The organism is Peribacillus phoenicis (genome assembly GCF_047238085.1).
GTDB lineage: Bacteria > Bacillota > Bacilli > Bacillales > DSM-1321 > Peribacillus.
Genome location: NZ_JBDFMF010000001.1, coordinates 2150464 through 2170890 on the forward strand (window position 1 = coordinate 2150464; position 20427 = coordinate 2170890).

The 20427-nt window shown below is 33.7% G+C and carries 26 protein-coding genes and 2 pseudogenes; 17 read left to right on the top strand and 11 right to left on the bottom strand.

Annotation, left to right across the window (positions count from 1 at the left end):
* The first annotated feature begins 180 nt into the window (after nt 1–180).
* On the top strand, nt 181–1308 hold the full coding sequence (locus tag ABC374_RS10445) for an Ig-like domain-containing protein (RefSeq protein ID WP_413017519.1): 1128 nt from the start codon (nt 181–183) through the stop codon (nt 1306–1308).
* Between the two features lie 134 nt (nt 1309–1442).
* Here the strand turns inward: ABC374_RS10445 and ABC374_RS10450 are convergent, their stop codons facing one another.
* A complete protein-coding gene (locus ABC374_RS10450; RefSeq protein ID WP_413017521.1) occupies nt 1443–1670 on the bottom strand; it encodes an AbrB/MazE/SpoVT family DNA-binding domain-containing protein in 228 nt (75 codons plus the stop codon).
* A gap of 1098 nt (nt 1671–2768) precedes the next feature.
* Between ABC374_RS10450 and ABC374_RS10455 the strand changes: the two genes are divergently transcribed.
* Nucleotides 2769–4169, top strand: a complete 1401-nt coding sequence (locus ABC374_RS10455; protein ID WP_413017523.1) for a reverse transcriptase domain-containing protein — start codon at nt 2769–2771, stop codon at nt 4167–4169.
* Between the two features lie 379 nt (nt 4170–4548).
* On the opposite strand, the gene ABC374_RS10460 is transcribed toward ABC374_RS10455, so the two are convergent.
* From ABC374_RS10460 to ABC374_RS10470, 3 genes and pseudogenes are all read right to left on the bottom strand, one after another.
* On the bottom strand, nt 4549–5022 hold the full coding sequence (locus tag ABC374_RS10460; RefSeq protein WP_413017525.1) for a PH domain-containing protein: 474 nt from the start codon (nt 5020–5022) through the stop codon (nt 4549–4551).
* A gap of 101 nt (nt 5023–5123) precedes the next feature.
* A complete protein-coding gene (locus ABC374_RS10465) occupies nt 5124–5627 on the bottom strand; it encodes a tellurite resistance TerB family protein (protein WP_413017527.1) in 504 nt (167 codons plus the stop codon).
* Nucleotides 5628–6273: 646 nt separating this feature from the next.
* Nucleotides 6274–6777, bottom strand: a pseudogene (locus ABC374_RS10470) (DUF3900 domain-containing protein); the annotation flags it as partial.
* 189 nt (nt 6778–6966) lie between these two features.
* Here ABC374_RS10470 and ABC374_RS10475 point away from each other — a divergent pair.
* The 4 genes from ABC374_RS10475 to ABC374_RS10490 all read left to right on the top strand — a co-directional run bounded on the left by ABC374_RS10475 (nt 6967) and on the right by ABC374_RS10490 (nt 9459).
* A complete protein-coding gene (locus tag ABC374_RS10475) occupies nt 6967–7812 on the top strand; it encodes a hypothetical protein (protein WP_413017529.1) in 846 nt (281 codons plus the stop codon).
* Nucleotides 7813–8184: 372 nt separating this feature from the next.
* Complete coding sequence (locus tag ABC374_RS10480) at nt 8185–8394, top strand: hypothetical protein (protein ID WP_413017531.1); 210 nt, start codon at nt 8185–8187, stop codon at nt 8392–8394.
* 150 nt (nt 8395–8544) lie between these two features.
* The gene (locus tag ABC374_RS10485) at nt 8545–8745 is read left to right on the top strand and encodes a BhlA/UviB family holin-like peptide (RefSeq protein ID WP_413017533.1); all 201 of its coding nucleotides are present in this window, start codon (nt 8545–8547) and stop codon (nt 8743–8745) included.
* Nucleotides 8746–8796: 51 nt separating this feature from the next.
* Nucleotides 8797–9459: an N-acetylmuramoyl-L-alanine amidase gene (locus ABC374_RS10490; RefSeq protein ID WP_413017535.1), complete on the top strand. Its 663-nt coding sequence runs from the start codon at nt 8797–8799 to the stop codon at nt 9457–9459.
* Between the two features lie 161 nt (nt 9460–9620).
* Here the strand turns inward: ABC374_RS10490 and ABC374_RS10495 are convergent, their stop codons facing one another.
* The 4 genes from ABC374_RS10495 to ABC374_RS10510 form a co-directional block, all read right to left on the bottom strand.
* Complete coding sequence (locus ABC374_RS10495; protein ID WP_413017537.1) at nt 9621–10151, bottom strand: Ltp family lipoprotein; 531 nt, start codon at nt 10149–10151, stop codon at nt 9621–9623.
* A 228-nt stretch (nt 10152–10379) separates the two neighbouring features.
* On the bottom strand, nt 10380–10931 hold the full coding sequence (locus tag ABC374_RS10500) for a hypothetical protein (RefSeq protein WP_413017539.1): 552 nt from the start codon (nt 10929–10931) through the stop codon (nt 10380–10382).
* Between the two features lie 25 nt (nt 10932–10956).
* Nucleotides 10957–11145: a hypothetical protein gene (locus ABC374_RS10505; RefSeq protein ID WP_309518995.1), complete on the bottom strand. Its 189-nt coding sequence runs from the start codon at nt 11143–11145 to the stop codon at nt 10957–10959.
* 181 nt (nt 11146–11326) lie between these two features.
* A complete protein-coding gene (locus tag ABC374_RS10510; RefSeq protein ID WP_413017541.1) occupies nt 11327–11938 on the bottom strand; it encodes a hypothetical protein in 612 nt (203 codons plus the stop codon).
* Nucleotides 11939–12175: 237 nt separating this feature from the next.
* Between ABC374_RS10510 and ABC374_RS10515 the strand changes: the two genes are divergently transcribed.
* The 5 genes from ABC374_RS10515 (at nt 12176) to ABC374_RS10535 (ending at nt 13619) form a co-directional block, all read left to right on the top strand.
* Nucleotides 12176–12490 (top strand): endonuclease domain-containing protein, encoded by a 315-nt coding sequence (locus ABC374_RS10515; protein WP_413020320.1) that lies wholly within the window; start codon nt 12176–12178, stop codon nt 12488–12490.
* A 1-nt stretch (nt 12491) separates the two neighbouring features.
* Nucleotides 12492–12722 carry a hypothetical protein gene (locus ABC374_RS10520; protein ID WP_413017543.1) on the top strand — a complete coding sequence of 77 codons (231 nt, stop codon included), beginning with the start codon at nt 12492–12494 and terminating at the stop codon, nt 12720–12722.
* Nucleotides 12723–12834: 112 nt separating this feature from the next.
* Nucleotides 12835–13179 (top strand): YolD-like family protein, encoded by a 345-nt coding sequence (locus ABC374_RS10525; RefSeq protein ID WP_289316492.1) that lies wholly within the window; start codon nt 12835–12837, stop codon nt 13177–13179.
* Nucleotides 13180–13183: 4 nt separating this feature from the next.
* Nucleotides 13184–13306 (top strand): hypothetical protein, encoded by a 123-nt coding sequence (locus ABC374_RS10530; RefSeq protein WP_286676225.1) that lies wholly within the window; start codon nt 13184–13186, stop codon nt 13304–13306.
* A gap of 145 nt (nt 13307–13451) precedes the next feature.
* On the top strand, nt 13452–13619 hold the full coding sequence (locus ABC374_RS10535) for a hypothetical protein (RefSeq protein WP_176474949.1): 168 nt from the start codon (nt 13452–13454) through the stop codon (nt 13617–13619).
* A gap of 427 nt (nt 13620–14046) precedes the next feature.
* Here ABC374_RS10535 and ABC374_RS10540 read toward each other — a convergent pair whose 3' ends face one another.
* A complete protein-coding gene (locus tag ABC374_RS10540; protein WP_096340597.1) occupies nt 14047–14586 on the bottom strand; it encodes an ECF transporter S component in 540 nt (179 codons plus the stop codon).
* A 209-nt stretch (nt 14587–14795) separates the two neighbouring features.
* Between ABC374_RS10540 and ABC374_RS10545 the strand changes: the two genes are divergently transcribed.
* The gene (locus ABC374_RS10545; protein ID WP_053346497.1) at nt 14796–15644 is read left to right on the top strand and encodes a pyridoxamine kinase; all 849 of its coding nucleotides are present in this window, start codon (nt 14796–14798) and stop codon (nt 15642–15644) included.
* Between the two features lie 616 nt (nt 15645–16260).
* Here ABC374_RS10545 and ABC374_RS10550 read toward each other — a convergent pair.
* Both ABC374_RS10550 and ABC374_RS10555 read right to left on the bottom strand, forming a co-directional pair.
* Nucleotides 16261–16785, bottom strand: a pseudogene (locus ABC374_RS10550) (DUF3900 domain-containing protein); the annotation flags it as partial.
* Nucleotides 16786–16845: 60 nt separating this feature from the next.
* Nucleotides 16846–17979, bottom strand: coding sequence for a site-specific integrase (locus tag ABC374_RS10555; RefSeq protein WP_413017547.1), 1134 nt, complete (start codon nt 17977–17979; stop codon nt 16846–16848).
* Nucleotides 17980–18257: 278 nt separating this feature from the next.
* Between ABC374_RS10555 and ABC374_RS10560 the strand changes: the two genes are divergently transcribed.
* From ABC374_RS10560 to ABC374_RS10580, 5 genes are all read left to right on the top strand, one after another.
* Nucleotides 18258–18473, top strand: a complete 216-nt coding sequence (locus tag ABC374_RS10560) for a hypothetical protein (RefSeq protein ID WP_413017549.1) — start codon at nt 18258–18260, stop codon at nt 18471–18473.
* Nucleotides 18474–18490: 17 nt separating this feature from the next.
* Nucleotides 18491–18721 (top strand): hypothetical protein, encoded by a 231-nt coding sequence (locus ABC374_RS10565; protein WP_413017551.1) that lies wholly within the window; start codon nt 18491–18493, stop codon nt 18719–18721.
* Between the two features lie 174 nt (nt 18722–18895).
* Nucleotides 18896–19375 carry a hypothetical protein gene (locus tag ABC374_RS10570; protein ID WP_249593668.1) on the top strand — a complete coding sequence of 160 codons (480 nt, stop codon included), beginning with the start codon at nt 18896–18898 and terminating at the stop codon, nt 19373–19375.
* Between the two features lie 125 nt (nt 19376–19500).
* Nucleotides 19501–19680, top strand: a complete 180-nt coding sequence (locus ABC374_RS10575; protein WP_413017553.1) for a PH domain-containing protein — start codon at nt 19501–19503, stop codon at nt 19678–19680.
* A 38-nt stretch (nt 19681–19718) separates the two neighbouring features.
* Complete coding sequence (locus ABC374_RS10580; RefSeq protein WP_413017555.1) at nt 19719–20381, top strand: hypothetical protein; 663 nt, start codon at nt 19719–19721, stop codon at nt 20379–20381.
* Nucleotides 20382–20427 lie beyond the last annotated feature (46 nt).

Sequence of the window (20427 nt, forward strand, 5' to 3'; positions counted from 1 at the left end):
CTGTACGAGTGGCATATTTGAGAAATAGGTATTGATGATAGAGCCGAGGACTATTCCTCGGTTTTTGTCATGCATTTTTTGTCAAAATAAAGATAAAGAAATTTATGGTAATTTAGGTACTTATGTATTAGTATAGAAAAAGCAAATGGTTCTTTATAACGAATTAAAAAGGGGGGGATTGTGCTTAATAAAGGTATTTTGTCATTGGTTGCTGTAGGTCTATTTGCTTCATCATTATCGGTAGGCACAGTTAAGGCAGAGGGAAATGAAAACGAGTTGATGAAGAAGGCTATTGAAGGTCAGGTTGAAAAACCACTTCCAAAAGGTTTAGTGGATTCTAAAACGTTTAATCAACTTGAAAAAGAAGTAAAAGGTTCACAATCAAAGTCAGGCAAGGGTTATAGTAAAATGAGTGATGATGACTATATTTTTGAAGTTGAGTACAATAACGACTTTGCTTCAGCAGATAACTCGTCATACGAAAAACCAACAATTGGAAGATTGCTTCCTTTGTATGATGTAGATTTTTCTAAAGTGGTCGTTCCTAGTGATGGATTTTTGCTTGTAGCAGGAACAGCATTCTCATATGCTATTGATCTAGGATTTGCAGCAGTACAAAAAGACTATGTTGAAAATAGTAACTTAAAATATCTAGGTAGCGAATATGAAGATGGCGTTGAATATAGAGGGTATGATGTTAAAAAAGGCACATACTATGTAGGTGTTTACGACCGAGATAATGTAGACGATATTGATAATAATACAAGTGATGACATGTATGCTATCGCAACTGGATTTGTAGATGATGTTAAACCATCTAAGCCAACTGTTTATAAGGTTGATAATAACGACAAAGTAGTAACAGGAAAAGCAGAGGCTAGTTCTACGGTTACTGTTAAAAATGGAAGCAAAGTGTTAGGTTCTGCAAAGGCAACATCTAAAGGAACATTCTCTATTAAAATAGCTGTTCAAAAAGCAGGAACTAAATTGACGATCACAGCTAAAGATAGTGCAGGGAATGTGAGTTCAAGTGCATCGGTAACTGTTGTGGACGTTGTCGCACCAAGCAAGCCAACAGTAAAGAAAGTAGATGACAATGATAAAGTTGTAACTGGAAAAGCAGAAGCAAATTCAACTGTAACTGTGAAGGTAGCAAGTAAATCCCTTGGTTCAGCAAAAGCAACGTCTAAGGGTAACTACTCAGTCAAGATTAAAGCACAGAAAAAAGGAACTACACTTTCTATAACTGCAAAGGATAAGGCAGGGAATACTAGTTCTAAGGCAACTACTAAAGTGGTAAAACATTAAGTTCAATGAGAAAGAGTCGGGATTTCATATCTCGGCTTTTTGTTTATAAAAGGAGACAAATTTCTGGCAGATGTTAACGGTGTTATATTAAGAAGTTGAGACAGATTAAAAAAAGAGATGCGTTCACATCTCTTTCATAAACCTTTTTCCTTAAGGTATTTATCAACGATACCCTTAACCACTTGCTCAAGGTGGTCTTTATTATTAGGTTTCGTTTTCTGGTTTCTAATGATCAATGTCTGCAAATCGTGGTTAAACTCCATGTCTACTGTGTCCTTGTATGTAACACCTAACTCTTCAAGGTATGTAGCAGGAATAATTACACCCAATGAATTTCCTACCTTCACGATCTTTCTCTCCAATTAAAATCACCTACCTACTGGGATTATAACATTGTTGTTGGTTACTCTCTTGTGTTAATGCACGAATATGCAGGGCGTATTGAGATAGCGGATCAAGAAAGCGTGTTAATGCCTAATACCTTATCCAGAAGCGGTATAGGTTGATTGGTGATATTAAGCGCTCAAAGGTAGGTAAATCACATGAAAATGCATTATAGTATTTTATTTACAGAAAATGGAAGAGAGGCTTGAGAGCATAGAACAGCTGAACAGTGCGATAAAAGAGGTTACCTAGATCGATTGAAGGATGTTCGTTATGAGTTTTATCCCTAAGTATCGAGAAGCATCCAGGCTATGTTTTAGATGCATGATATGTAGTCTCATAAACAATTACAAATAAATCTGGCTTTTGATTATCATGTCCATATATCAGACTTGAGCATAATAGACTTGAAGAGTCATAAAATCTAAAATAGCTTGGAATGCCATTTTTGCGGTTCTGAGTCGAATCGCAACTAATTCATATTTGCAATCTATTAGGAAGCTATAAAAGGCATGTGGGGGGGCGTGATTACCACTTCATCACAGGTGCTGTTTTCAGAAGGGGTGCTAGGTAGGTGCATCCACACGAAACGACCAAGAAATCACTCTAAGCAACAAGTAGAACATGCCTTGAAATGGCTTGAGACTCATACATACAAGGAAGTAGAGCAAGGAAGAATGAGCAACAAGCTAAACTTATAACTTAGATTCAGAGGTAATTTTGAATATATTAAAAGTTTTGAATTGAATTAATTGGAGTATTTTGGTATAATTTAATTGTCTTATCTAACTGGTGATAAGAGGAGAAGGTTTGGCATTGTCAACTTCGGCAATGTTAAGAATTAGCTTTACGACTAGAGTCGCCAAGACGTCGATCAGTAAGTCAATGAGCAATAATATCCAACCCTTCCACAATCAAATAGACAATCATTTGTTTAATTAGATTGTACCGTATAAGTGGAAACAAGTTGGCCTTACTGTCAGGTGATTATGATGCGAAAGGTATTATTATAGACTAGTACCCTAAACACCTTATTATCTTTCAGGCGAGAAAGTGTATGCTAGGGAGGTTTTCTGATGGATCAGAGTAATAGGCTACAATTACATAATCTCCCCAGCTCTTCACAAATAGACATGAAGAGATACCGCTCTAAAGGATATCTTCATTTTGATAAAAGAATAAAAATGGAGCATGTTTACCAAAAAATTCAGGATCAAAACTGGGTTGCGGGACATGCTTTTTTGCCATTCATTCATTATAAGATTAAGTTAAATAAGTATACGGTAAAGCCAGATGTTACTTCAAAAGATCTGAGATTATGTAAAGATCAGAAGTTCTTCAAGTTTAAAAAGCCTAAGGAAAGAATGATATACTATGCTTCGCATATAGATAGTTATATATACAAGTACTATGGTGAGCGATTAAATGATGCCTACAATGAATATGCAAAACAGAAGGGTATTAATGAAATCGCTATCGCATATAGGAATAATAAGTCAGGTGAAAATAATATCGACTTTGCAAAAGAAGTGTTTAAGTTTATCCTTCAACAGGATAATGCTGTAATTATGGCTCTAGATTTCACAAAGTTTTTCGATACTATTAATCATAAGGTTTTGAAAGAGAATATTAAAACAGTATTAGGTCTTGATAAGTTACCTTTGGATTTTTATAAAGTGTTTAAGAGTATTACTAATTTCAGTTACATCGATAAGGCAGCAATTGATGAATACTTAATTAGTAAATATGGGGAAAAGCAGTTGAAGAAGTTGAAAAAGCAAGGAACTCTAAAACGAATTATGAATCCTTCTGAGTTTAGAGAGTTCAAAAAATACCGTATTGAGACACATGAGGAGGATTATGGAATTCCCCAAGGGTCAGGTATGAGTGCTGTTTGTTCCAATGTTCATCTTATTAAATTTGATGCGAGCCTAAAGAAATGGGCTGAAAGTAAGAGTGCTTTATATAGAAGATACTGTGACGACCTTATTATTGTTATTCCTTTCGCAAAAGACAACAAAACGAGTGTTAATGCCTTGGTAGATGAAGTATATGAGATAATAAAAGAATACGATGATTTAAAGGTCCAAGAAGAGAAAACCGAGATACGCATCTATGAAAATGGACGAATAAAGACACTGGAAAATAAGCTAGACAAAATTGATTATCTTGGTTTCTTATTAGATGGTGAGACGATAAAAATTCGTGAGAAGAGTGTATTTAAATACTATAGCCGTGCATATAGAAAGGCGATGATATCTAGAAAAAGGACCAAAGTTAGAGGTATTAAAACTTACCGATGGAAGTTATATAAGCTTTATACTCATCTAGGCTATGATTATAAAGGATATGGTAATTTCATATCGTATGCCCAAGAAGCGCATGAGAAAATGATTGAACTACCAGTTCGGGTTTTAATTAAAAATCAGGTGAGAAAGCACTGGAGTAAAATTCAAGGTAAGTTACGTAAAGGGTAGTAGCGTTTAAAGAAATGTCTAATACTCGAGTGATTGAACACTTTTCGAAATATGAGAAAATCCTTAGAATTAGATGGACGATTCAAGAGGTGGGGGGATATTTCCATATTATGCGCCCTAAACCCACGGGATTGGTATTTCCCGTATCACTAGTTTGTAATGATATTTATGGTTTAAGAGATTTTTGTAAGGAGCTTTATGACGTTAATAAATGGAGAGATCTTGACCCGAATTGATCGCTTGGAAAATAAGCATTCCTTGTTCTAGACCTAGGAATGCTTATGGTAACCTCTATGACGAGAGGTATTTTTTGTTAACCTCAAATTTGGTAAAGCTTAAACTACTAAGTAAGATGAATCTTAGCAGGTGTATTAAACATTTATTTTATTTTATTTCTCAACGATTCAACAACATTATCCAAATTTTCCTCTGGGATATTTCTAATCGTGCGTTTTTTACTGCCGAGCATTCCTTTCATTTCCAAATAAATCATACCTAAATTCATCTGTGCCATTCCGAAAGGATTGGGGGCTAAATCAAAATCTACACTTTTAATATCTTTGTATTTAACAATTTCAGAATCAGCACCACCAAATAAGCCCATTTTTAAAGTAAGGAAAATAAGACTGCTCTCAGCTACAACAATAAAACCAGTTTTTGTCAGTTTGGGGTCTGCAACATTAAAGGAATAAATTCTTTCATCTTTCTTCATAACCTTCTTTAGTGCTTTAAAAGCATAATCATAATATGTACGCTCAGTCTTCGGAAAATCTAGAGACATTTGCTCCATTTCATTAAGTGTTAATGGGTATTCTATTAACATAAAACTTTTATTATTTTTTCTAATAGCCATTTTTTATCCATTCCTTCTTAGCAATAATATAAAAAAGATTAACTTAATTCTCATTAATTGACATAATGAAAGCCCATCTCTTATGAGAGGGCTTATACTTTTTAACTTGGCAATTTCACCTTATAGCCTGCTTGATTTTTAGGATGATTTTGATTTATAAATACAGAGCGATCGTTCTTTAATACTATTATTTCAAAGAAAGGTCTGAAACGATCTTCCGATATATCAAAAGCCTGCAAAAATTTGGAGAATAATTCTTGTTCTTCTCGTTCTGGTTCACCATCAGCCAATGAGGAATCAATTAAATTTACCAGAATACACATTTTTTGGGCGTCAGTTAATATTGGAGTTGCCTCAGTTAAAAATTGATCAACAGTATTTTTTCTAACATATTTAATTGCTCTTTCAAACATGTCGTCATTATTTCCACCTACATAGATTGTCCCATCTATTTCTTTACCACCAATGACAGCCAAAAGTTGACCGATTTCCTCTTGATCCATTTCGCCATCTGAACCCATCATATAAAGTAAAGATGTTGCAAACGCAAAATGAGGAGTCATATCATTGCTTTTATCACCTTTAAATATATCAAATAAACCCATTACTAATTCCTCCAATATAATAATTATGTACTAGTCTAATAATAACGGGTAGCCTTTGGTATTTCTAGTATAAAATAGCTATTCGAATAAAAAAGATTAAAGTTACCATAAAGTATAACATCGAACTAGAAATCATTAGAGTAATAGTAGTTAAAATAAAGTAAATACGTGGAATATAAGGTTTTTTTAGTCAAATGGATAAGAGTACTTTATAATTAAATATAGGTAGTTATTCACAATGCTAATTGAGTAGTATAGGAGTTTGTTATATAAGTAGAGAAGTCTTTTAATTTTAAAAGAACAGTGTGAGAGTCGTGTTTATTAATTTGTGATAGCGAGATGCCTTTTCTGATCGGTTAAGGATAGAAAAAGAGAAAACAAATATTTAAAATTAAAACCACTTCGCTTTTTCACTAGCGAAGTGGTTAAATGAATAATTTATTAAATGGAAACCTTGCAATACAAGCCTTAAGACTATAATTTTTTTATGTTTTGTGGTCACAATCGTGGTCACATTTTTGGTCACAACAATACTCTTTTCATGCTAATTTCGTGGTCACAAATGTGGTCACAAAAATGCGTGAAGTCATAGTTATATCAACACTTTTAGCGTTCAAAAAACTTCTAAGATTCCTTGTTTAATCCCTCAAACCTTCCTACTAATCTTCTCCACATTCTCCATCAAATCATCCGGCCTATGAAACTCAATCGGCGAGACACCTTTATCGAACTCTATCGTATCGGATTCTATCATTAATACATACTTGCCGTTAATCTTTCCTAAATGGATGCTGTCGCCAAAATCGGCTAGAAGTCCTTTGACGGATGTACTGCCAAGCTTCATTCGCAGTTCGGCTTCAGGTGTATGCTCGACAATCTGGGCTGTGGCTTCGACAACTTGATGGGTTTCAAGACGTTCCTGGATTTCCCGTTTATCCCTTGTTTCCCAGATTTCCAAGTCCTGTTCGAATTTCTGCAGTTCGTCACTGTTTTCTTCGAATTGAGCGGATACATGTTCATGGACCATATGGATGACCTGGTTTTTCATGATTTCCGGCATCGATTCGCCATATTCGACGAATTTCAAGAAGTCCTCGAAGTAGCGGGCATGTGAGGCCTAGTGGATTTTCAGTTCGCCTTCTTCGACCATTAAAGTGTCTAACTTTTTGGGTTCACTTCAAAAGGGAGTCCTCTTTTTGTGTCAGAAGACTCATCAATATTTAAAATCCACTAATTTAATACAAATTTTAAATGCTTATTTCCTATATAACAATATAATGGTATTATAAACTTTGGAATTTTGACACCTACATAATAATGCTGGAGAGGGAAGATTTAAATGTTACACTTGAAAAAAATTTTATTATTACCTATAGTCACAATGGGACTTGTAGGATGTACTTCAGAAGAGGCATCAATTGGGTCTGAAGAAACTGAAGTAGTAGTAAGCGATGAACAAGGTAGGGCAGCCAAAGAGGAAGCATTAGAAAGACTTGAAACTGTATCAAAGGAACGTAAAGACGCTACAGAAGAAGAGGGCTATATGAAATCTGAAGACTTTCCCTCTGTTAAAAATGGTGTAAATATTTTAGCCAATGCCATTGGTAGCGAGGCTTGGATCACGATGAATGATGATGAAGATATGGATGAACAATTCAATAAACTCAAAGGGGATATTGAATCCTTATCATCAGAAGAAATATATTTAGGAATGGAAAAAATAAATTCCTTTAAAAATGTTTATGAGAGTGCAATTATGGACACCATTCATTCCTCAATGAAATCACTTGATATAGATGGTTATGATAGTAAAATGCATGGATTTAATTTAGTCAATGACAGTACTACACCTGTTGAAGAAATAAATGAATCAGCAGATAGTTATATCGATGATTTGAATTGGATAAAAGATGATTTAGAGGCTTTAAAATTGGAGTCTGAAATGTATGGTAAAGAATTTACAGGTGAAGAAGTAGAAATGTTAAACAAGGTTATATCAGGTCTAAAAGCTTCTGCCGTAAATCAAATAGGAGTTCTTTCGAATTTTACTAAAGCAAGAATAGATACAGGCATTACATTAGAGGAATATCTTGATGAAGCTAAAGATGAGTATGATGAAGCTGAACAAGCAGTAACAGAGTTAGAAGGGGAGCTAGGAGTAGAATACGTAGAGGATTCTGAATAAGAGCAAGCGAAGGTAAATTTCATTAGCTTTTTATTTCTTCAAATATAGAGTGGAAAGTTAAGGGAGCTGACAATTAGGAACATTATAGGAGCGTGAGCAATGTAATGGATTCTTTATGGAAGAGGCATTAGTGATTCTTAATGAAAAGAAAGCTCGAATTGATTTATACGAGCTACGTTTTATACTGACTGCCATTAGAGATAATGCTTCTGATGGAGAGGTTTACAGTCTTTTAGATTCTGTACTAAAGGAAAAGTATTAATTGCAATTTAATAGGGGCATACTGTGGGATAAGCCTATTTTGAAAATTTCATCTAAAGAAAATAAATTTTAAGATAAATTAATTAAAATTTCCCAATGAGGTACATTAAGATGCAACCATTACCAAACAGCCTTGACGTATTAAGTACAGTGTTTAAAGAATTATATCAAATGGGATTTACAAAACTAAGTAAAGCACAGTTAGGAACGCAATTGGTTCCTAGCGTTAAAAAGATTTCTATTTTATTAAGATCACTCGGATACAAGGTTGAAATTGACGACAGTGAGGAAGACGTGATTTGGATCAGAACAACTAGATGAGTAGTAGACAGTAATTCTTTTACTGTATTTCTTGTGAAAAAATAATGTACTACAAAGAAAACGAGATCAACATAAAAAATATTTAGTTCAATAAAATCCAAGTCGTCCAAAAGGGCGGCTTTTTATTTTGCAATGAAAGGAGTGTATCAATTGGAAACAGAAATATTTAATTTATTTTTAAAACAGGGTGGGTACGCAGTCCTATTCGTATGGTTACTATGGACAACGATGAAAACCAATAAAGAACGGGAAGCGAATTATCAATCTGTAATTGAAAAGAATCAGGTCGTAATTGAAACACAAGCTCAAGCATTCTCAACACTGGCTCAAGATGTAAATGAAATTAAATAAATCATTGTTCAGGAAAATAAGAATTAATAACCAACCAAGGAGGAATTGAAATTGAATGAATTCGTTATTTCAAGTGGTCACGCTAAAGTAGTACGTGGTGCAAGTGGGTATCTAGATGAGGTTAATGAAGCAAGGAAGGTTGTATCGAAAGTTGCTGAATATCTAAAAGAACAAAATTGTAAAGTACATACATTTAATGATGATACGTCAATAACTCAGCGGGACAATATCAATACAATTGTAAAATATCACAATAGCAAAAGTCGGGATTTAGATGTATCTGTACATTTTAATGCTGGTACAACGGAAAATGGTGGTACAGAGGTTCTTTATTATGGAGACGGAAATAAAGCCTTGGCGGCAAAGGTATCGAAGGCTATTTCAGAAGCACTTGGAATTAAGGATCGTGGTGCGAAGAAAAGAACGGATCTCGGATTTCTTAAGGGGACAGCAAAACCAGCTATTCTGATTGAGGTATGCTTTGAAGACACTAAAACAAATGCTGATGCTTACAAGAAGAACTTTGATGATTGTTGTAAAGCAATAGCTGAAACGTTATCAGGTAAAAAGTTAAAAGAACAAGCTAAACCAGTTGAAAAGAAAAGTGTTTTACATAAGGTTCAAGTAGGTGCTTTCTCTGATGAGAAGAATGCAACTAAGTTAGCTGCTGAATTAAAGAAAAAAGGGTATTCTGTAAGTGTTGTAAACGGATAAGCCAAATAAAAAGTCCTTCGCAGTAATGAGGTGGGCTCAATTTATTTTCTTGCGATGAATAATTAAAAATTGGATGGGGATTATATATTATGGCACTATCCCCAATAGAACGCCATTCAGAAAAGCCCTTACTCTTTTGAGTAGGGGCTTTTCGTTTTGTGTTATTTATCTAAGTTGTCGATTGCGTATTGCGCCTCTTCTGGAGTGAATTGTTCTCCAGCTTCTGAAATTAATTGGTCGTATACTGCATCTTTAGACATCGCCATAGTTTCTGTATATGATTTCGCTTTCTTCAGAGCGTTTTCTTTCCAATCCCATTTGACATTATCAATAGCATACTGCGCTGCATCTTCCGGGAACTGTTCTCCTGCTTCTGAAGTCAACTGGTCATAAATACCTTGCTTTGACATCGACATAATTTCTGCGTATGATTCCGCTTTTTGTAAAGCTGATTTATATTCTGTAGGTACTTCTGGTTCTTTTGGTTCTTCCTCTTTTTCTGCTTTTTTAGGCTCTTCTTTAACTTCTGCAATTTCTTTAGTTGTATCGGTTTTTGTTTCTGTTGTCTCTTCTGTATTAACTTCTGTGCTTGCTGTTTCAGTATCATCGCCACCGGTAGCGATACCGATAATTATACCTAATACAATAAGCCCGATAAATCCTAAACAACCAATCTTAAAAAACTTTTTCAATACTTTTCTCTCCCTACTAAAATAGGTAAAACAACCTAATCAATGATAATATACTAACATTTATGGTTTGGTTTTGTAAATAAGGAAATTCATCTCCTCTTTTTCATAGATCAGCAGTTAAAGAAAAAAAAGGATACTCAGTGAATATTATAAAAGGATAGAATTATAACCCTTCTCAAATTGAGGAGGGCCTTTTTATTTCCTATTTTTATTATTTTGATCATATCTTTAAAATGCGTCATTATTCCTTAAATTTCTCATTATTTCAGGATTATCATTTTCTACTTCATAAAAGAAAACTTCATCGACATGATTTTCGATACTCCAGTCTTTTATACTCCATTCATTTGTAGTACTTAATATTATTTTTCTTGAATTAGTATTCTTAATATCATTTAAAAAATTCTCATATCTTTTCGAATCATCTAGCACTGTTTGTACAGGGTGAAATAAAGTAAATGTATCTTCATTGCCTCTTGGATTATTTTTTGTATGATCTGTATAACTATTTATATTGACAGTCATACTTCCCAATGTATAATTTGCTGTAGATTTAACTGCACTAGGTAAAAGATCTTTATTAAAAGCTCGATTAATATGGAATGAAATATCGCCCATAGAACTTGTTCTTATTATTCCCTTGTCAAACTCTTTATTCAAACAAGAGAGAATCACCCTGACTTTAGCGTCATTATCATAGCCCTTTACCAATAATATTCGCTTTGTTTTATCTCCCAAAAACTTCATCACAGCCTCAATAGCTTTTTCTCTATCAGTCATTATGATTTTCCTCCTAATGGAATATTTACTTTAAGGTAATTACTTCTGGATCAATGTTAATTCTTCTTCCCTTATACTTACCTTTCTTTAGTTCTATATAAAAGGTTTTGTTTCCATTATCTCTAATAAAGATTATTTCTGTTCCTTTTTTTAACTTAACAAAATCCCATGCAACCAGAATTTGAATATCTTCATTTATAAAGGCTTTTCTCATAGTCAATAGCCTCCTTTAGATCTTCTGTAATATATTCCTATTTTTATTATAAACTAACATGTTTCTTGTTTTAAGAACAATAAATAAAAATGTAGCCCTTACTCGCTATGAGTAGGGGCTTTTTTTATCTTTAATGAACCACCGGTTTGAATAACATTTTTAACAGGTTTAGGTTTTACTTCTAATATTGCTTCACCTGATCTACTTTCAATAAAGTCAGAAATGGAAGGGGATTGATAAATTTCAAGCTTTTTACTTTTACTGCGTATCGAGTTGGGGTAATAATTAGGATAGATGGAAATACCTTTTTATCTGGTTTTTGCCAAGGTTCATCTTTCCAATCTCCTGTATCATAATAAGTTTCATAAAGATCAATTTTCTTTTGCATGACTTCTTTTGTATAAACATTGCGTTGAACTTCGATAAATATGGGATTGAACCAAATAGCAAAAATGTCGGGTTCGATTGTTCCTTTTTCTCCATATTTAGGCTCAATCATAAGGTTTTTGGTTTCCCTATGTGCTTTCATTTCAATAACAGTATCTACAAGTTCAAGGAAGTGGGGGATTTTAGTTGAGTCTGGTTTAATATTGCAGTCAGAGTTGAAGTAAACGTATGGAGAGTGAAGTGTGCTGCACTTGATAAAGTTATCCCTTGTTAAACGTTTTAAAACACTATTACAAGAATTTATTGGATTCTTAAGATGCTTAAAATGTAATTCAACTATCTGGTTTCTTGACATCATTCTGAATTGTCTTAAGTCATTAATAATGGCTTTATCCCTTTGGTTCAATATCGAACACCTCATCTAATGAAAATTCATTTACCTTTCGATCTGCGACATCTTCAAGAGTGCTTGTACCTACGAGAAAGGGGAAATTTATTTACAATGGTAGAATATGTCGTATTTTTTGGACTTGTCATAACAGGGTTTGTCTTTCTAGGTTTGGACATGCGAAGAAGTAAAGGAGTTAAAGTGGATCATTACATCCCCCCATACTTTGTGGAATTGGATAAATGTTAAAGTCCAATTGAGAAGAGGGTATTAAAAGCTTTATGGATGAGGGATTATAAACCAACTACACAGTATCCAATAAGAAGATATAGAATTGATGTGGCATTTCCAGAATATCGATTAGCCATTGAATGTGATGGTAAAGAATTTCACTCAAGCAAAAAAGCTAAAGCACACGACAGGAAGCGAGATGCATACTTAAGATCAATTGGATGGAAAACGGTGCGATTTAGTGGAAGTGCCATCAATGGTAATATGAGCAAGGTGATAACTCGAATTGAATCTGAAATCCAAAAGAAATGCTCAAGTGGATGCCATTCGGAGGATTAATATGACAAAAAGTAAAGTAGAAACAATTGAATACGTCAACAAAAACGGTGAGTTAGTTAAAGCAAAGATAAGTGATTATGATGAAATTGCATATTATAAAGACTTTAATGAAAAGGGTAAAATAGATACTCGAAAGATTATTGATACTGAAGAATTCACATATATAGAAGGAATTGGAATAGCAACGGAAGAAGGTAGCTTGGATATGGAGAAGTTAATTAAAACACTGTAACAGGAAAAATACCTACGTTATCTTTAAAAGGGAAATTTTTCACTTCATTTTTTTGCCTAAAGTAAGAACAAATGTTCTATAATGTATTTATAGAATGAATGGAAATGTTCTTATGTCTATAAAAGATCGTGGAAAGCTAAAATGGCAACCTGCTTTGATGCTGCCTGAATACGTTAAATTATTAAATGACGTAAATAAGGATTATTACCGTCAAGTAAAGCCAATATTAGATGAGTACCAGTTAGAGGAGTTTGAGAACAAGATACATACCGCAATGGAGTTTGCTTCACCTGTAAAGTTTACTGTTTGGGAAGATGGTTTTGATTGGGAGTATGTTGGGATGATACATAGGTTAGATCCATTCACAAAGGCGATATATTTGGAGCTGGAAAATGAGAAGGGACATATTATTAAGGTGAAGTTTGAAGACCTTGTAGCGGTAGAAGTAATGGAGTGAAAAAATGGCTAAAGCAAAACCAAAAAGAAAACTGTGGATTAAGAGTAGAACATTCCTAAATGAATTTACAGTAGATGAATACTTGAAAAAAGAAGTGAAGTTAATCTTAGCTAAATATACAAAATGAATAAAACTCACCAGTCTATAACGATTGGTCAGTTTTTATTTTCTATAATTTTACTCGTTACTATTTTCATAGAGAATTTAGTGAAATGTGAATAGAAGATAGTTTGTTTGGAGATTATTATATAGGACGGGAGAGTGATAATTGGTTGGATAAAAAGTCAAAGAAAATAAATCTTAATGATGTTGATATGACCGATGTAGAAGTTGTCTCAACGGAGAATATCGATATCAATGAATATTTCAGAAAGAAGCTTCTCGAGTGTATAGCCAAAGAAGAAAGTAGGCTGTTTTTGTATAAGGAAAAGAATAAATAAAATAGTTTAATTGAAAGGACTATTCTAATGTGAAAAAGAGTAAACCAAGAAAAGAACTGCGAGGAAATGGCTATTTTGTAAATGAACCTAACTACGTATTAATGGCCAAGGCGTTTACGGAACTATACTTTAGTTTTACTAAAGGTGGATCTGGAGATGTAGAATTCGACAAATTAGGCACGATAGCTTTATTTTCTGGCAAAGGCAAATGATGAAGAAGGGAAACAAAAGGAATTAGATAAAATGAGAGCTCACGTTAAAAGACTTAAGAATGAAAAAAAGAAATAGGTAAAGTCTTGTCGTGGTCATCTAGTTTACCCTCTGCATGCAGAGTACCGATAAAAAGGGAAGCAAACAAAACATAGTCCCGAAATACACCATCCATGTAGTATTTGGGGACTACTTGACGTTTACCTTTATAGCGAATTTACTTAAAATAAGGAACCTTTTTCAAAGCCACACAAACTGGAACGGCAACGATAATTCCTAATATATTTTGAACAAGATCTCCAGGTATCGAAGCCAAAGGTGCAATCCAATTACCGTATAGAATCCCTTCACCAATATAATAAACAGCTATCATAAATGGAATGGAAACGATTGTTGCTATTACATTGAAAGCAATGCTAGTACCGTTGCGACCCTTTGACCAAGCGATTTTACCAACTATATATCCTTGCAAACCACGCGCCACAATGGTGATAGGTGCCCACAATGTCCACCCTCCAACTATATCAAATAACCCCATTCCTATCGCACCAGCAAGAGCTGCTTTTTTAGGACCAAATAAAATAGATGCAATAAAAAGCATAGCTGTTCCTAGATGAACTAACCCTCCATTTGCGGCAATTGGCAGTTTAATATTCAAAAAGAAAGTAGATAGGAACACAAGTGCAATCAACATTGCGGTAATAATTAAATCCATAGTTTTTTGACTTGACCTTGAATAACTTTGTGTATTTTGCATATCTGTAAACCTTCCTAACTAGAATTTTACTATGATTTTAGCAAAAGACTGGTGTCTATAAAAGTGTCAATTTATTAAAAAACTATGAGGTCAGTTGATAAAAAATACAAATATTATACGTATTGAAAAGAGAGAGGAGATGACTGTTTTTAGCTGATTTATGATAAGATAAATAAAGTTTAAAGTGGATAGGCCATATGGAGGTTATTATGAAAAAAGTTGCTGTACTACAGGATTTATCATCTTTTGGAAAATGTTCATTAACAGCTGCAATTCCGGTTCTTTCGGTCATGGGCGTGCAGGCATGCCCATTACCAACGGCCATATTGACTGCGCAAACCGGATATCCAAGTTTTTTTTGTGAAGATTTTACATCCAAAATGAAATACTTCATAGAAGAATGGAGCAAGCTTAATGTAACCTTTGATGGAATCTATACCGGCTTCGTTACTGGTGAAGAGCAAATTAATAATATTTTCCATTTTTTAGATAAATTTTATACAAAAGAAACCATTTTACTTGTTGATCCAGTAATGGGGGATATAGGAGAAGTCTATAAACTTTTTACCGATGAATTACTGGTACTTATGAGAGAACTGGTGAAGCGTGCAGATGTCATTACACCAAATGTTACAGAGTGCTGTTTATTAACCGGATTGTCTTATGAAAAGCTGCATAGCTATTCAAACGAAGAGGACTATATTAAAGCGATAGAAGAAGCAGGGAATATGTTGCAGCAAGAAACGGGAGCTCAGGTTATCATCACTGGAATGAATCCACCGTCAGCAGATTCAGAGAAGCAGTTTATCGGAAATATGTATTTGGACGGAAGTAGAACCTTTTATAGTGCGACGCAGTATAACGGTGAAAGCTATTCAGGTACTGGTGATTTATTTGCATCTGTGATTATGGGAAGCATGATGCGTGGAGAGAACCTAGAAAAATCCGTACAGCTCGCAGTGGCATTCCTGACAGAGGCTATCAATGATTCCTCCTTGGAGCAAATTCCTAAAGTAGAAGGAGTTAACTTCGAAAAATATTTACGAATGTTATTATGAATGCTTTAAAAAATGGAAAAAATGGAGTAACAAAAGCTCGGCTTTTTGACTAACCGAGCTTTTTGTATAAATCAAATAGTACTTATATTTTGCCGAGTATTGTAAAAAATCACTTAAATAATAAGGAAACTTTCTATTTACCTCACAACAGCCAGTATTTATGTTCGTTAAAGTTTGAAAATATTTAACTTCCATAGACCTTTACAAAGATGAAGAAAAATTACTTGAAGAAAAAACAATATTATCTACAATCGAGGAATTAGAAGCTCTATTTCCTGATAAGGATAGATCAGAAATAATAAAGAAAATGCGTCAAACAAATGCGAAAATATCTCAGTTTTCGATGAAGCAGATGACTACATGGATTACAGTTCAATGTTTTTATAAATACATTGCGATCTCGTAACATTTAAAAGTAGGAGAAAAGATGAAAAGTTAGGACTCCATTCTAAACGAGTGGGGTTTTTATAATTTACAGAGAAAAAATAAACGCTTGCTTAAAATGAGAAAAAAATAAAACTACTAACGTAAGTTAGTAGCTAGATATAAAAGTATTAATAGTATTTTAAGGTCGAAAATTGATCACATAACTGCTCACATTTTTGCTCACAAATCATCAACTTTTATTTATGATTTTTTCAATTAGAACTTGCAAATCATCCGGCCTATGAAACTCAATCGGCGAGACACCTTTATCGAATTCTATTGTATTGGATTCTATCATCAATACATACTTCCCATTAATCTTTCCTAAATGGATGGTATCCCCGAAATCAGCAAGCAATCCTTTAACAGATGTACTGCCAAGCTTCATGCGCAGTTCGGCTTCAGGTGTATGCTCGACAATCTGGGCTGTGGCTTCGACGACCTGGTGGGTTTCAAGGCGTTCCTGGATTTCCCGTTTATCGCTTGTTTCCCAGATTTCCAGGTCCTGTTCGAATTTTTGCAGTTCGTCACTGTTTTCTTCGAATTGAGCGGATACATGTTCATGGACCATATGGATGACCTGGTTTTTCATGATTTCCGGCATCGATTCGCCATATTCGACGAACTTCAAGAAGTCCTCGAAGTAGCGGGCATGTGAGGCCTGATGGATTTTCAGTTCGCCTTCTTCGACCATTCCTTCTTCGGGCATGTATGGGAGAGAAGGCTATATACCTTGATATTATTGTGTTTTTGTTATGGCTGGTCACGAATTTGGTCACAGATTGAGCACTTTATCAATTTCAACTGCAACACTCTTTTGCATGTTAGAAGACACATGACTGTATATGTCCAAAGTCGTTCCAATCTCAGCATGTCCGAGACGTTCGCTAATTAGCTTAACATTCACATTTTGCTGAATCAGTAATGTAGCATGAGAGTGTCTTGTAGCTGAATGGAATTTTGTTTTAGGTAAACCAACTTTTTCGGTTAAATTATAAAACTCTTTTCTAAAATTACGTGGGATAATCGGTTTTCCATTTTGAGTACAAATTACTAAATCGTGATCATGGTATTTATCACCAAATAAGAGCATTTCTCTATTAATCATTTCACGATGTTTTATAAGTTCTGGTATTAGGTTTTCTGGAATGCTAATAGAACGAATACTTGATTTATTTTTAGCACCTGACTTTATCTCAGCTTTTTGAGTCAATGTTTGGCGGATATAGAGTACATGATTATCAAAATCAATATCTTTAAATCTTAAGCCAAGAATCTCACCTTCTCGGCATCCACAAAAAAAGCCAATTAGAAATCCAGGAAAACACCTTGTTAATCGTTTAGTCTGCTTTGATGCTGCTATAAAATGATTAATTTGTTCACTTGTCCAAACATTAATCTCTTTCCGCTTTATCTTAGGGAGTGTAATTCCAATAGTAGGATTATCCCTTACTAATTTTATTGTAGTTGCCTTCTTCATTGCTGAACTTAAAATACGAAATATTAGATGGATAGAGTACTCAGAATAATTACCTTCCTGAACCAATTCATTAATAAAGTTTTGTACTAACAAAGGACTTAATTTTTGGACTTTAAAGTGACCGAGTCGAGGTTTTATGACCGTTCTAAAGTAAATACGATGAGTCTCATAAGTACTTGATTGTAATTGGATTTTGCGCTCAATAAACCACTCATCCATAAAACGTTCTAAACTTAAGTTATTCAAGTCGGTAAACTCATCCTGTAGAACTTCTGACTTTAATAGTGTCATTGCATCTAATGCTTCTTGTTTAGTTAGAAAGCCTCTTCTTTTAATTTGTCTACGTTTTCCAGATAAAGCGTCATTACCCGCGTCAAATACCAGATCCCACTTCTTTGTATTTAAATTCTTTTTTACGCTTCCTTTCATAGCTTAAGAGCCTCCTATGACTCTCAAACCCGTTATCTACTCTTGTCTAGTATTTTAACACGGTACTAATTTATGTTCATGTCTTTCATCAAGATAATTAATTTTCTGGAAAATTTGAATTTACTAAGTATCTTAATACAAGCAATTTAAGCAGTGTTTATAGCTGTTTTTTTTGTCTAAATACCGAATTGTAAAATTATAAAGTTTATGAATTGTGGGTTAGTTATATATAACCTTTGATGCACATATAATCAACCTATGCAGCTAGAGGAGGGGAAATGATGAGTGTTGAACCCAAAGAGTTATTAAAGAAGATGAAAGAATATGATTTTATATATGACACTTCGTTTGGAAAAGTGGTCAATAAAGGACATGAAGAAGATAAGGAGTATATATTCAAAATTTTAGACTTGTTGCATGATAACTTTGACAGGGTTAGATATGCGGATGATTTAAGTGATACTGTTATTGGTAAAGGAAATGGACAATTTTAATATCACAAAAATTTGCAATGATGGATAAACGAATTCCATTACCACAAGTACCACTCCATATGACTTATGACGGTTCGCTTAGGGGAGCGTTTAGAGGTAAGCAAGCATACCTAATGCTTGCAGGAGTTTTAAATGAAACTGAAGAAGAAATTTATGTTTCCTTAAATTTTAAAGATGAAGAATATAGAAAAGTATTTAAGAAAATCGCCGAATATAAATGGAAATTTTCCGAAAATAAAAAAGACTAAATAAATTTAATATCAATATATTATTTTTTGAGCCTATAAAAGGGCTTTTTTATTTTGAAAATCATTCTTAACAAAACGCTAAATATTTACATGTATTTTATTGACAATCTGATTAAATCAGATTATGATTAGTGTGTAGAATAAGTTGATTCAATCAGATTTGGAGTGTGAGCAATGAAAGGTTTGGAATTTATTTGTAAGGTATTCGACATTAGTTATAAAGAGGTGGCTGAACATATAGGAACTAGTAATCAAACGATAACTGACTGGACTAAGGGAAAGACGGAAAAAATTCCTGAGAAGCGATTAGAACAATTAGTTACAAAAGTTCCCCAATTTAAACGTTTAAAAAAAGAATGGTTTTCAATGGATCTTACCCCTGCAGACAAGCAAAGAATTACTACAAGTTACCTATTAATTGAAACAATAAGACAGCTAGAGGAGTATCCAGACAATAATAAAGAGGCTAACTTAATGATGTTAGATGATGTGTTAGAGCTACAGGAAGTCAATAAATCGGCTCTCACTACTTCATTAACAATAGATGCAATAAATTTAATAGTTGAACATCTTGTAGATGATTGTGATTTTTACGATGAATTACATGAATTAATCATCAAACACAAACCAGAATTAAAAGAACAAATGAAATAAGTAACAAATTAATTGGAGGAGGTGGTTACAATGTAAGCTCTTTTGGGGGACAAAAATAATTAGTTAGCCATACATAAAGAGGGGTAGGTGTTCCTGCCCTTTCAACAAATAAAGGAGGTGTAAACATGGTTAAAAAGGAAAATCTTATATTTTGTTATGATGTGCTGCTACATAGAAAAATCAAACGGGAAGGATACTCATACCTTTTATCGGCAATAAGCCTTGCAGATCGACGCTTCTGGCTCTACCCAAGATGTACTGAAATCGAAAACATCATGAAAGAACATACTCAGGCATCAAATTAATTAATTATTCAGTTAGCCAATTAAACAGGAGGATGTATATGGAAGAAACTGCTCAAAAGAAAAAATTATACGTACATGTGCCTTCTCACATTGTTAGGAATGAGGATATTTATTTAAACAATGAAGAATTTGCAATGTATGCGAGGTTGTGTTTTTTACACTTTAGAAATCCCAAGGAAAAGGGAAATGTATTGGAAATAGATCATCGTAAATTAATGAACTTCTTGAAGATAACCGACACAAGAACCTTTAAAAAGAGGGTTAATCACTTACATAGTTTGGATCTAATTAAAAATGAATTCGAAAAAGTCCCAACTAAAGGGAAAATAAATATCATATTTAATGATTCAGTAATTGCTGAAAGTGAAAACTTCACAAAATTATCAGCTTCAATTTTTACATACTTTAATAACGATCAAATTGATACTTATGCATTTAGACAAATTTTCTATTATAAGAGTCGAATCAATAAAAACCTAGACGGAAACGGACATGATTATTGTTTTTCAGGTTTTGAGTCAATGACTAAGAGGTTTCGTATTTCGAAATCAAAAGTGGAAGAGGCGAATAAGCAATTAAAGAAAGCGAAGTTACTTAAAATAGTCAAACATAAATTGGATCCAACTCATGAATACATAGACGATGAGCTGCAATATGATCGCTATAATAATCATTATTTTGTGGCTGATATGCTCCATTAAAAACAAGGGTTTTCTCTAAGTACTCTACATGCAGAGGTAGCGTTTA

Bases quoted from the DNA above. Each gene is read 5' to 3' on its own strand.
- ABC374_RS10455 (WP_413017523.1), top strand. From the start codon at position 2,769: ATGGATCAGAGTAATAGGCTACAATTACATAATCTCCCCAGCTCTTCA.
- ABC374_RS10460 (WP_413017525.1), bottom strand. From the start codon at position 5,022: ATGGCTATTAGAAAAAATAATAAAAGTTTTATGTTAATAGAATACCCA.
- ABC374_RS10465 (WP_413017527.1), bottom strand. From the start codon at position 5,627: ATGGGTTTATTTGATATATTTAAAGGTGATAAAAGCAATGATATGACT.
- ABC374_RS10475 (WP_413017529.1), top strand. From the start codon at position 6,967: ATGTTACACTTGAAAAAAATTTTATTATTACCTATAGTCACAATGGGA.
- ABC374_RS10480 (WP_413017531.1), top strand. From the start codon at position 8,185: ATGCAACCATTACCAAACAGCCTTGACGTATTAAGTACAGTGTTTAAA.
- ABC374_RS10500 (WP_413017539.1), bottom strand. From the start codon at position 10,931: ATGACTGATAGAGAAAAAGCTATTGAGGCTGTGATGAAGTTTTTGGGA.
- ABC374_RS10505 (WP_309518995.1), bottom strand. From the start codon at position 11,145: ATGAGAAAAGCCTTTATAAATGAAGATATTCAAATTCTGGTTGCATGG.
- ABC374_RS10520 (WP_413017543.1), top strand. From the start codon at position 12,492: ATGACAAAAAGTAAAGTAGAAACAATTGAATACGTCAACAAAAACGGT.
- ABC374_RS10525 (WP_289316492.1), top strand. From the start codon at position 12,835: ATGTCTATAAAAGATCGTGGAAAGCTAAAATGGCAACCTGCTTTGATG.
- ABC374_RS10530 (WP_286676225.1), top strand. From the start codon at position 13,184: ATGGCTAAAGCAAAACCAAAAAGAAAACTGTGGATTAAGAGTAGAACA.
- ABC374_RS10540 (WP_096340597.1), bottom strand. From the start codon at position 14,586: ATGCAAAATACACAAAGTTATTCAAGGTCAAGTCAAAAAACTATGGAT.
- ABC374_RS10545 (WP_053346497.1), top strand. From the start codon at position 14,796: ATGAAAAAAGTTGCTGTACTACAGGATTTATCATCTTTTGGAAAATGT.
- ABC374_RS10555 (WP_413017547.1), bottom strand. From the start codon at position 17,979: ATGAAAGGAAGCGTAAAAAAGAATTTAAATACAAAGAAGTGGGATCTG.
- ABC374_RS10560 (WP_413017549.1), top strand. From the start codon at position 18,258: ATGATGAGTGTTGAACCCAAAGAGTTATTAAAGAAGATGAAAGAATAT.
- ABC374_RS10565 (WP_413017551.1), top strand. From the start codon at position 18,491: ATGATGGATAAACGAATTCCATTACCACAAGTACCACTCCATATGACT.
- ABC374_RS10570 (WP_249593668.1), top strand. From the start codon at position 18,896: ATGAAAGGTTTGGAATTTATTTGTAAGGTATTCGACATTAGTTATAAA.
- ABC374_RS10575 (WP_413017553.1), top strand. From the start codon at position 19,501: ATGGTTAAAAAGGAAAATCTTATATTTTGTTATGATGTGCTGCTACAT.
- ABC374_RS10580 (WP_413017555.1), top strand. From the start codon at position 19,719: ATGGAAGAAACTGCTCAAAAGAAAAAATTATACGTACATGTGCCTTCT.